This is a genomic window from Deltaproteobacteria bacterium, assembly GCA_019309045.1.
Lineage (GTDB): Bacteria > Desulfobacterota > Syntrophobacteria > BM002 > BM002 > JAFDGZ01.
The window spans coordinates 1-10,785 of the sequence record JAFDGZ010000090.1 but is presented as its reverse complement, the minus strand read 5'-3'; the positions used below and the strand labels follow the sequence as shown (position 1 = coordinate 10,785).

9 protein-coding genes are annotated in these 10,785 nt (G+C 54.6%); 5 read left to right on the top strand and 4 right to left on the bottom strand.

Annotated features, from left to right (window positions below; genetic code table 11):
* The 3 genes from JRI89_14740 to ppsA form a co-directional block, all read right to left on the bottom strand.
* A partial coding sequence (locus JRI89_14740) for a kinase/pyrophosphorylase (protein ID MBW2072496.1) occupies positions 1 to 554 on the bottom strand: 554 nt, incomplete at its 3' end.
* Positions 555 to 576: 22 nt separating this feature from the next.
* Complete coding sequence (locus tag JRI89_14735) at positions 577 to 987, bottom strand: hypothetical protein (protein MBW2072495.1); 411 nt, start codon at positions 985 to 987, stop codon at positions 577 to 579.
* 7 nt (positions 988 to 994) lie between these two features.
* Positions 995 to 3,382: a phosphoenolpyruvate synthase gene (gene ppsA / locus JRI89_14730; protein MBW2072494.1), complete on the bottom strand. Its 2,388-nt coding sequence runs from the start codon at positions 3,380 to 3,382 to the stop codon at positions 995 to 997.
* A gap of 381 nt (positions 3,383 to 3,763) precedes the next feature.
* Between ppsA and JRI89_14725 the strand changes: the two genes are divergently transcribed.
* The 4 genes from JRI89_14725 to JRI89_14710 are packed head-to-tail and all read left to right on the top strand — an operon-like array spanning position 3,764 to position 7,877.
* The gene (locus JRI89_14725; GenBank protein MBW2072493.1) at positions 3,764 to 5,110 is read left to right on the top strand and encodes an adenylosuccinate lyase; all 1,347 of its coding nucleotides are present in this window, start codon (positions 3,764 to 3,766) and stop codon (positions 5,108 to 5,110) included.
* Between the two features lie 45 nt (positions 5,111 to 5,155).
* Positions 5,156 to 5,929, top strand: a complete 774-nt coding sequence (locus JRI89_14720) for a hypothetical protein (protein ID MBW2072492.1) — start codon at positions 5,156 to 5,158, stop codon at positions 5,927 to 5,929.
* Between the two features lie 38 nt (positions 5,930 to 5,967).
* Positions 5,968 to 6,693: a creatininase family protein gene (locus JRI89_14715; protein ID MBW2072491.1), complete on the top strand. Its 726-nt coding sequence runs from the start codon at positions 5,968 to 5,970 to the stop codon at positions 6,691 to 6,693.
* Between the two features lie 14 nt (positions 6,694 to 6,707).
* Positions 6,708 to 7,877, top strand: a complete 1,170-nt coding sequence (locus JRI89_14710) for a hypothetical protein (GenBank protein ID MBW2072490.1) — start codon at positions 6,708 to 6,710, stop codon at positions 7,875 to 7,877.
* 159 nt (positions 7,878 to 8,036) lie between these two features.
* Here the strand turns inward: JRI89_14710 and dnaA are convergent, their stop codons facing one another.
* The gene (gene dnaA, locus JRI89_14705) at positions 8,037 to 9,386 is read right to left on the bottom strand and encodes a chromosomal replication initiator protein DnaA (GenBank protein ID MBW2072489.1); all 1,350 of its coding nucleotides are present in this window, start codon (positions 9,384 to 9,386) and stop codon (positions 8,037 to 8,039) included.
* An 811-nt stretch (positions 9,387 to 10,197) separates the two neighbouring features.
* On the opposite strand from dnaA, the gene JRI89_14700 reads away from it, so the two are divergent.
* Positions 10,198 to 10,785, top strand: a 588-nt coding sequence (locus JRI89_14700) for an ATP-grasp domain-containing protein (protein MBW2072488.1), incomplete at its 3' end; no start/stop codon positions are given.

The following is a 10,785-nucleotide window of genomic DNA, read 5'->3' as shown; positions in this document are numbered from 1 at the left end:
TCTCTGGGCGGCATGATGTCAGGAAAAAGCGGTACATTGGCCACTTTCCAGCCCATCTGTGCCAGATAGGAAGAAAGAGGCGTCTTGCTGGTGCGGGAAAGCCCGATGAGTACCAGGTCGGCCTTGTGAAGTGTGTGGGTGGCCTGACCATCGTCATGTTTCACTGAAAACTCAATGGCCTCGATGCGCCGAAAATAATCGGCATCCACCTGGTGCTGTTTGCCAGGAATGTTCAGCGGTTTCTGTTCGAGGAAGAGTGCAAGTTTGATTATCAGGTTGCCGAGAACATCAACAGTCTCCACCCCTCTCTTGGCTGCCTCACGCTCCAGGAACTCCCTGTTGGCCGCGTCCACTATGGTGTAAGCCACCAGGGCTTTCTCCCGGTGTGCTCTACTCAAAATGGACAGCATCAAGGCAGTGTCTTCCACCATGGAAAAGCGCCGAACAATTATATTATCAGGGACAAACTGGGATAGAACTGCTGTTGCTAATTTGGATACGGTCTCCCCGGTTCTCTCGCCAACAAGATAAATGATCTTTTTGTCGTTCTTCATCACGCCTGTTATACCGCAGCCATTACAGAGCCTTGCTGCAAAGCGCCTGTCCTTTTCTTTGTCGTGTACTAGCCGGAAAAAGATAGAAGAAACTGCCGTCCATATTGATCAGAGTGCCGTCAGGCGGTTCTGCGGCTAGCGGTTTTACCAGCAGATCTACGCCCAATATCTCTGCCAGCCTTGTCAACGGCGGCAATAGTTCCGGAGGAGGGCGGATACTGTATAAGCACTGTACACCCAGATAGAGCGACAGCCGCGGCCTGTAAACATCGTCAAACTGCACCGGGAAATCAACAGCCCTCGGAGCAATATCCGTAGCCGTCACCTGGAGGCCGAGCGAGCTCAGGGTCCTGGCAACTCTAGTGTAATTCCCCAGACCCACTTCTGCAACTCTCTGGTAGCGGCGGCTGAGATATCTTATCAAGCCTTCCATCGGCAGCCTACTCCACCTTTCTCCAGAAGAAGACGTTCTCCATAGCAGTCTTCGCCACCCGGGGATTCACCGTGCCTCCCACCACCTGTTCCATCTGGATCTTGCGCTCCAGGGCGGCCACCATTTTGCGCGTCGCCACCACCGTGTCCGGATTAACTGACAGGGAAGTGCTGCCGCAGCGGATGAGAAATTCCAGGTAGTCTGGATAGACACTGGGCGCCTGACCGCAAATCGAAGTGGTAACCCCATATTTACGGCAGACAGTTATACAGTAGGCCACGGCCCGCAACACTGCAAGGTCGCGTTCGTCGTAAAGCTCCTGTACTGAAGCATCATTGCGATCCACCCCGAGTATGAGCATGGTGAGATCATTGGTGCCGAAGCTGATGCCATCGATGCCCTCCTGGCAGAACTCTTCTATGAGGAAGACGCTGCTCGGCACCTCCACCATGATCCACAGCTGGAAGTCGGGGTCTGCCCGGTTGTCCAGGCCTTCTTCCCTCATGATCTTCACTGCCTCCCGGTAGACCCACAGGGTGCGAACAAAGGGGAGCATGACCCAGACATTGTTGAGGCCGTACTCCTGCCTCACTCGTCGGATAGCCTGCAGTTCCAGGCGAAAGATATCGTCTTCCTTCATATAGCGATACTGCCCACGGTAGCCGATCATGGGATTGGGGCCCACATGATCTCGCTCATATTTTTCGCCGCCGGGCATCTCGAGAAATTCATCAGGTTTGAAATCTAGAAATCTGTAGACCACCGGCCCAGGATAGAAGGCCTCGGCCACAGCCTTGATGCCCTCGGTGAACTTATCCACCATGTACTTATCGCCCCCCTCTTCCAGCAGCAGCCTGGGGTGCTTGCCAACACTGAGCATGAGGTGCTCGGCCCGCAGCAGCCCCACCCCATCGGCCCGAGTTTCTGCCGCCACTTTTCTGGCAATCTCCGGAATGGACAGGTTCACATATACCTTGGTAGCGGTTGCCTCAGCCGCAACCACGCCTGCAGCCAAAGCAGGAGCTTCAGGTTCTTCCCTGGTAACAATGCCCCGGTACACCACGCCAGTGGCACCATCCACACTTACTTCTGGCACCTCGGCGAGTACTTCGGTGGCATTGCCAGTGCCCACCACACAGGGAATGCCGAGCTCTCTGCTGACAATAGCGGCGTGGCAGGTCTTGCCCCCGGAGTTGGTAACAATGGCAGAAGATATCTTCATCACCGGCACCCAGTCAGGAGTAGTCATTTCAGTAACCAGGATATCGCCCTTGCTCACTTTTTGGATCTCCTGCACGTCGAGCACCACTTTAACCGGGCCGCTGCCCAGCCCCGGACTTACACCCATTCCCTTCAAGAGAATCTCCGCACTCTCTGTTGGCTCCATAGACACCACCTCCTTTGCTGCCTCCAGGCTATGCACCGTTTCTGGCCTCGCCTGCAGAATGAACACCTTGCCATCTTCATCAATGGCCCATTCGATATCTTGAGGAGTGCCATAGTGAGCTTCTATATTCTTGGCCTCCTCAGTCAAGCGGATGACTTCTTCGTCGGTAATGGCGGGTACATTCTGGAGATTGTCCGGCACGGGCACAAAAACGGTCTTTCCTTCTGGACTTCTTACACACTTTTCCTTTTTCTCCGCCACATGCCTCTCGAGAATCTCCAGGCTGTCTTTGGCCACCACGTATTCGTCTGGGGTGACGCGGCCGCTCACCACTGCCTCGCCCAGGCCCCAGGCAGCATTGATAATCACCTTGTTGAGCTCACCGGTTACCGGCTCAATAGTAAAAATCACCCCGGATGATCTGGCCTCCACCATCTCCATCACTGTCACACTGAGGAGGACGTCATCGTGACGAAAACCTTTTTCCTGGCGGTAGGCAATGGCGCGGGGGGTGAACAGCGAGCTCCAACAGGCTCGAACACGATCCAACAGCTCAACTCGGCGCACATTGAGGAAAGTGTCTTGCTGACCGGCAAAACTGGCGCCGGGCAAATCTTCTGCCGTAGCTGAAGACCTCACCGCCACCAGCACATCTTTCTTGCGGCATCTCTGTCCGAGTTCATCGTAGGCCCCGAGTATTTGCTGCTGCACTTCTTCTGGAATAGCCGTCTCCTCTATCATTTTTCGAATTGCCTCTGAGGCCTTCATGAGTTCTTCCAGTTCATTGGAGTCAAGGCCCTCGAGAATTGCCGCTACTCTGGCAGTCAATCTGGCCCCATCCATGAAATCGCGGTAGAGGCGGCCGGTGACAGCAAAGCCTGGCGGCACCGGTGCCCCCACAACGCCGCTCAGTTCACCGAGGTTGGCGTTCTTTCCCCCCACAAGAGCTACGTCCTCTTTGCGAAGGTCCTCGAGCCAAATGATTCCAGCTTCAGCTTTCGAAATCATCTCTCCCTCCCTGTGGCCTTACAGTTGTCCAAAAGCCATCGTCACATTTTTCTCGAATGGTTCCTGCAGACAATTCATGATTTCATGAAATATCCGGGCTAGACCTGGACGCACCTTGGAATCGTGTGCAAGAGCCCACTGGCATGACTCTGTCGCCTGAAATCACTATGCCACAGCAGCCGAGAGCTGTCAACGAGCGAGCCCTGCAGGGGGGTGACAACATCTCACCTTATGCCAGTTTGCCCTGCTGACTCCTGTTGCCCCGCAAGGAAAAAGTGACGTCCCGGCAGCCTGGTTGGTTGATGCCAACAGGCTTCCTGTGATATAAGCGGGCATCCAGAGACGCCTTGCCACCGGATATGTGGCAATTGAAGGATGCCGATGATACCGCGTTACACTCGACCGCAGATGGGCCGCCTGTGGGAGCCCGAAAACCGCTACCGCAAATGGTTGCAGGTGGAGCTTGCCGTGGTTGCCGCCATGGCCGAACTGCAGCAAATTCCTGCCGAGGCAGCCGAGACCATCCTGCGCAAGGCAGACTTCAGTCTTGAACGAATCGAAGCGATCGAAGAAGAAGTACGCCACGACGTCATCGCCTTTCTCACCTGTGTCACGGAGCATGTGGGTGAAAACGGTCGTTACCTTCATCTCGGACTCACATCCTCAGATGTACTGGACACCAGCCTGGCCCTGCTTCTCGTAGAGGCTGCAGATATCCTGCTCCAGGATGTGGACGACCTCCTTGTCACCCTGAAGCAGCTGGCTTTTGAGCACAAAGACACGGTAATGATTGGCCGTTCTCACGGGGTCCATGCCGAACCTATAACCTTTGGTCTCAAACTTGCCCTGTGGTATGCTGAGTTTGTCCGCAACCGCTCTCGTCTCGTTCAGGCAAGAGAAACCGTGCGCGTGGGCAAAATTTCCGGGGCCGTGGGCACCTATGCCAATGTGGATCCAAGGGTGGAGCAGATTGCCTGCACTCGTCTGGGTTTACAGCCTGCTCCCATCTCCACCCAGATCATTCAACGAGATCGTCACGCCGAATACTTTTCCGTACTGGCCATCATTGCGGCCAGCCTGGAGAAAATCGCCACAGAAATTCGCCACCTGCAGCGCACCGAAGTACTGGAGGTGGAGGAGCCCTTCGGCAAGGCTCAAAAAGGCTCCTCTGCCATGCCCCACAAACGAAACCCCATCGTTGCTGAAAATATCTGCGGTCTGGCTCGCGTAGTGAGAACGCAGGCAATCGCCGCCCTCGAAAATGTGGCCCTGTGGCATGAACGAGACATCAGTCACTCCTCAGTCGAAAGAATCATAGCGCCTGACAGCACCATCTTGCTGGATACCATGCTGCATCGAACCACAGCCATTTTGAGGGGTATGACGGTCCACCGCGAGCGGATGAAGCAAAACCTCGAGCGCACTGCAGGTCTCTTCAACTCCCAGAGGATCATGTTGAGCCTGACTCAGAAGGGCTGGAGCCGCGAACAGGCCTACAGGGCAGTGCAGCGCCATGCCATGGCAGCATGGAGCGAAGGAGGCAATTTCAGAAAACTGCTCGAAGCTGATCCGGCAATTGCTCAATCTCTATCAAGAGACGAACTGGACAACCTCTTCGACATCCACTATTACCTGCGTTATGTGAACGACATTTTCGCCAGAGTTTTTGTTGAAGAAGCCGCAGCTGCAAACGGCAGGAAAGAGACCACCAGTGAAGCAGACAGCTGAGCCACTGGAGGTGCAGCAACTATTTCACTGGAACGGGATTGGCTCATGAATCGCGAACATTTATGGCATGGCATAAGAGAAAAACGCAGCCCGGGCCGCCTGATATCTGTGGTTGTTTTGCTCGTTTTTGTCGGCAGCTGTTCATCCATAGGCAGCCTGCCCCAACGAGTGGACCATGTCACCGCAGCCAGCACTGCTGCGGAACAGGGAGACTATGGTCAGGTGCTTGACAGCTGGACACGTTCCGGCACTCTTTACAACAAGTTGGACACAGAACTCCTGGTCACTGCCACCTATCTCTCCCTGCCCTTTCGCCGGGCTTACGTGGAAGCATATAGCAGGGCTTACTATCTGAGTGAACAGCAAAAATTGCAGCTCTGGGACGAGCAGCTGCAGCAGGGCACTAAATTTCACGAATTCCTGCTGGCCGCCTACCTGCCGCAAACCGACTGGAGCGATCTGGCCAATCCGAAATCTGCCTGGCGCTTTTACTTGCATGTGGAAGGACAAGCGCCTCAAACCCCGGTTGATGTCAGAAGAGTTCGCAAGCCCACTCCTCTGATCACTACATTCTACCCCTATATCCAGCCCTGGGAAAAAGTATACCGCCTACGATTTGCTGCCAAGAGCCCGGCAGTCGCTCCTGAAGAGGGCGACAACAGGGCTGGCACTGTGGTGCTGCTGATCACCGGACCACGAGGAGTCATGCGACTGCAGTGGCCACTCGGTGGGGACACAATTCCTGCTCCCAGGAGCGCAGCAAGTGTTGCAGACAGCGACTCAATTCACCAGGGCCCAGAACAATTACCTCCACAGTAGATGACATTGCAATGGATAGCAGTTCTGCTGGAGCAGCCATGATAATCGAAGAAATAACAATGCCCGACTTTATTGCCGGCCTCGAGAGGACCAGAACGGTTCTCCTTCCCTGCGGTTCAGTAGAGGAGCACGGACCCCATCTTCCCCTGGGCACGGATACCATTCATGTTTATGAGCTCTGCAAAGAAGTGGCACGCCGCACTGAAGTCTTCGTCGCCCCTCCTGTACACTATGGCCTCATGAGGAGCACTCGCGAGCACCCGGGCACCATCGGCATTCGAGGCTCCACCTTGCGAGCTGTGGTGCGAGACATTGTCAGCGACCTCTACCGCCAGGGGCTCCGCAATTTTCTCATTATCAGCGGCCACGCCAGTGCTCTGCAGATAAGCAGCCTGGTGGAGACCGGCGAGGAACTGCTCGAGCGCCACCCAGAAATAGGCTTGGCAGTGCTCTCTGCTCTGGATGTGGCTCCCCGCGCCTGGCAGGAGATCATCGTCAGCAAAGACGACTCTCATGCCGGTGAGGTGGAGACTTCCCTCATGCTCTTTTTGCGAAACAGTCTGGTTGGCAGCGATCGTCCCAAAGAGAAGCCGCATTTTCCCCCACATCTTCTCGTCAGGGATAAACAACGCTACTGGCCTGGAGGGGTCTGGGGTGACGCGGGCCATGCCACCAGAGAAAAGGGGCAGCAGTTGTTCGAGCGTTCGGTACAGGCCATGGTTGCCCTCATCGATGCCCTGAACAGCCACAATAATGTTTTCTGAGGAGTACAACTCGCATGACGGCTACTACAGACAAAAGTAAGGAAGCTACCATCGACAGTGAGTATGGACCGCTCATTATCACCTGCTTTCCCCATACTTTTCTGGACCAGGACGATTTGAAGAGGCTTGTTCTCTACTTTCCCACAATCAGAGTGCTGCAAATAGTGCCAGACTGGGACCTCAATTTGCCTCCGGAGCTCCAGGAAAGTCATTTTGTGGAACCTTTTTGCCCGGTACTCGACTCCTCCTTCTCGGAAATGGTCCACAGAGGACTCAAGACATACCTGCAGCTGGGGCAGCTGCACCAGGACGGTGGGGCTCTGGAGGCGATGAGGGCGCAGGTACTGCAGGAAGATCCTGAAGGCGCTCGCACCTATCTTCTTGCCCACTTGAAGCAGAGCGGCGTACGCCTGGCAAGCGAGGAGGAAGAACTGGTGGAGGCGGCAGTTTATCTCTGTCTGGCCCACATACTGGACCGGGAGCGCTCAGAGCTCAGAGCCAGGCTGGCACAGTTTTACCAGCTGGAGCACAGCTTTCACACGGCCCTGGGCGCTGGAGAAGACGAGGAATCGAGGCAGGATATCCTCGAGGCCTCCCTGCTGCACAGCGGTGAAAAACCTGGCACTGAACAGCCTCTACAGCGATTGCACGCCTGGTCACGGCTCTACCTCAGACGAATGCCCGAGCAAAGACCGCTCCTTTTGACCACCAGGGCAGAGGTGCTGGCGGAGGTGAACGAACTGTGCTCCAGGATTACCTCCTTCCCGGAGAGCCAGCCCTCACCCTCGCCGCTCAGCAGCCAGTTCCTGGCCAAACTGCCCGATCCCTGTCATCTTTCTCTATCCCAAGTTGTCGAACTCCGAGAAAAGTGGCAGGCTGCAGGCATACTTGCCACCTGGCACCACGCCCTGGGCCAGATGCTCACCTGGCTGGAACAGACACCTCCACAACACATTGCTGAATCCCCCCACAACAGAGAATTGCAGCAGGCAATTGAACCAATGTACTCCAGCCAGATGGCAGCTGCCGCCACCATTTCACTGGCAGCTGCTGTAGCAGACAATCTGGACTGGCGGCAGATGCTTCACCGACTGGCTGACTCGCAGTTCCACACCCCCCATGACATAGCCGGGCATTCAGCCAACTGCCTCAGCTTGCTTCTAGCCCCGGATTCGGACGACTGAAACCTGCATTTAACCTGCAGGCCGACAAAACTGCCGTGCCCAGGCAACCACAGTGCTCCCGCGCCTATGCTGGCGTTCAGGCGGTCATCAGGCTTCTCAGGGAATTTTAGAAAGAGGCTGGCAAAGAGATGAAAGGCAGTGGTTTTGTCGAGCTGCTGTTCACAGCACCAGGGGTTGCCTGGTCAAACGATCGCACAGGAACTGGACCTGATTGTAGACGCCGCTCTTTCGCTGCATTTGCTCATGGATCTTGTCCACTGCATAGATCACAGTGGCATGAGTGCGGTTGAAGGTCCTGCCAATAGTCTCCAGGGTCTCTTCTGTATATTTCCTGCAGAGATACATGCAGAGGTTCCGCGGATACACCACAGTTTTTCTTCTAGAATTCGACTTCAGCGCCTCGGGCGTGACTTTAAAATAGTCACATATCAGGCGGACAATTCCCTCCACCGTTACACTCTGGTGGCTGTCACATACTGACTCGAGCACTTCTTCAGCGAGGTTCAGGTCAATTTTGCTCCCGAGCAGGGAGGATTTTGCCACCATGCCGATGATGCAACTCTCCAGTTGACGAACATCGCCGCTGATTTTACTGGCAATGAGTTCCTTTACCTCTTCCGGCAAATGCACGCCTTCAGTCGCTGCTTTTCTCTCGAGTATCTTGAGGCGTGTGGGATAGTCAGGCGGTTCAATGTGAGTCACCATGCCAGCAGTCAGCCGAGATTGCAGCCTGCTTTTCAATCTGGGAATGTCTTTGGGAAAGTGATTGCCGGTAAACACCACCAGCTTGTTATCCCGGCAGAGTGCATCGAGAGTATAGGCCAGCTCGAGCTGCGTTTTCTCTTTGCCGCTGAGAAACTGGACTTCTTCGAGGATCAAGACGTCGCATTTGCGGCGATATTTATCCTTGAAGGCCTCTATCCGATTCTGCTTGATGCAGACTACCATCTCATTGGTAAACTCTTCGGCTGTCAGGTAGCGCACCATGGCCCGCGGTCTCTGTCCCAGTATATGGTTGCCAATGGCACTGGAAAGATGGCTCTTTCCCAAACCAGTACCAGAAAGGAGATAAAGGCTGTTGCGCAGTTGATGGGCCCGGCCTTCAGCCATTGCCCGTGCTGCGAAAAAGGCAAAATCATTGCCCCTGCCCACCACGAATTCATCGAAGGTGAACCGCTGGTTGAGCCTGCGATGGTAGCCATTGGTCTGTACGGGCAAGTTGAGTTTGAGTTGGCCTACTTCTTCAGGCAAAGGTTTCGCTTGCCTCTGCCTGGGCGCCAGCCGCAGTTCAACTTTCACCGAGTCTCCTTTGCAACTCTCCCAGGCCTTGCGGATACTGGCTGCATAGTTCTCCCGTACCCACTTGAGAAAAAAATGATTTGGACAGGAAAGGGTAATGGTGCCGTTCTGAACGGAATACAATTGCAGGGGCTCAATCCAGATATTGTAAGCATGGTCCGGAATTCCCGCCTGCAGCGTACTTTTCACCTCTCTCCAGACCTCTTCCATCGTCATCTTCCCCAGTTCGAGTCAGGCAACCCTGTGCCCGGCTCCCATGTGCTCAAATTAGCCTCGAGCTGATTACCTGGTCGGCGTCACCCTCTTTGACACTCTGCCCACACTTTTTGCATTCAACGCTTCGGCACATCTTACCTCAGCTGAGAGCCTGGACTCTTCGACCTGCAGCTTCATCCGTCCTCGGCCGGTCGATCCATGCCTGCAAGCATTGTCGGTCATAAGGCAGGACCACCGCACCTGCTGCTCCTGGCCAGGAAAATCTGTGCCTGTCCGTGGACCTGTCTCATCAAAAAGCAATGAGTACAGCAAAAAGAGGTGAGGCGAGCAATAAGGGTTTTAAATCAAATGGGAGCGCACCTGTCAAATGCAATCTTCGGTCATTTTCGCCAACAGATCCTCGAGTTTTCAACAATGAAATTTCATCCATATTTCCGAGCCTTGTCCAGTCTTTCCTCGATAGGAGCAGGCAGTCAGAACATTTTCCCCATATTTAAATAATATTTTCTAAATTCAACCGCTTAGAAAAGTTTCCACAGAGTAATTTTCATTATCAACACCAGTGAATCTTCACATTTCTTCGATTTTCTCCATTTTTCCCCTTCTGGATTTTTTCTGTCAGCCGCCCACAAATGCCCGTTGCATTCCCAGAAGGATTTTGTCAATATACCCGAGGGAATTTGCTCCACCGACACAACCAACCAACTTTTAACACACTGTACTGCCCGGTGATCTCATGGTGTCGACCGCCCGCCATGTGGATCAGCAGAGTCTGCAGGCTTGCCGGCAGACAAGGAGGTGCGAAATGGCGAAGCTCACAGTGGCCTTGTTGAGTGGCGGCCGCTCAGCAGAACGGCAGGTATCACTGAAGAGCGGCGAACAGGTGTACCAGGCCCTTGACAAGAAAAAATACGAAGTGCGCCATTATGATCCCAGAGACGATCTCCTGCAACTGGTGCGTGACGCCTCTGAAATAGATGTCGCCCTGATCATTCTGCATGGCCGTTTCGGGGAGGACGGCACCATCCAGGGGCTGCTCGAACTGCTCGACATTCCCTATCACGGCAGCGGTGTGCTTGGCAGTGCCCTGGCAATCAACAAAATCCAGTCCAAACTTGCTTACGAGCAGGCAGGACTGCCTGTGGCTCCATATATCATACTGGAACGACACACACCTGAGGCTGCAGCCCGAGTGCAAGAACACCTCGGTCTACCCGTGGTAGTCAAGCCGGAAAATGAAGGATCCAGCATTGGACTCAGCATCGTGCGCCAGCAGCAGGAACTGGAGGCCGCCCTAGACCTGGCCTGGCAATATGATCACCTGGTGCTGGTGGAAAAATTCCTCCCCGGCATTGAAATCACTGGAGCTGTGCTCGGCAATCGCAAGCCGCAA

What these genes read in the sequence shown, in the direction of transcription:
- JRI89_14735 (MBW2072495.1), bottom strand. Translation starts at nt 987, where the DNA reads ATGGAAGGCTTGATAAGATATCTCAGCCGCCGCTACCAGAGAGTTGCA.
- ppsA (MBW2072494.1), bottom strand. Translation starts at nt 3,382, where the DNA reads ATGATTTCGAAAGCTGAAGCTGGAATCATTTGGCTCGAGGACCTTCGC.
- JRI89_14725 (MBW2072493.1), top strand. Translation starts at nt 3,764, where the DNA reads ATGATACCGCGTTACACTCGACCGCAGATGGGCCGCCTGTGGGAGCCC.
- JRI89_14720 (MBW2072492.1), top strand. Translation starts at nt 5,156, where the DNA reads ATGAATCGCGAACATTTATGGCATGGCATAAGAGAAAAACGCAGCCCG.
- JRI89_14715 (MBW2072491.1), top strand. Translation starts at nt 5,968, where the DNA reads ATGATAATCGAAGAAATAACAATGCCCGACTTTATTGCCGGCCTCGAG.
- JRI89_14710 (MBW2072490.1), top strand. Translation starts at nt 6,708, where the DNA reads ATGACGGCTACTACAGACAAAAGTAAGGAAGCTACCATCGACAGTGAG.
- dnaA (MBW2072489.1), bottom strand. Translation starts at nt 9,386, where the DNA reads ATGGAAGAGGTCTGGAGAGAGGTGAAAAGTACGCTGCAGGCGGGAATT.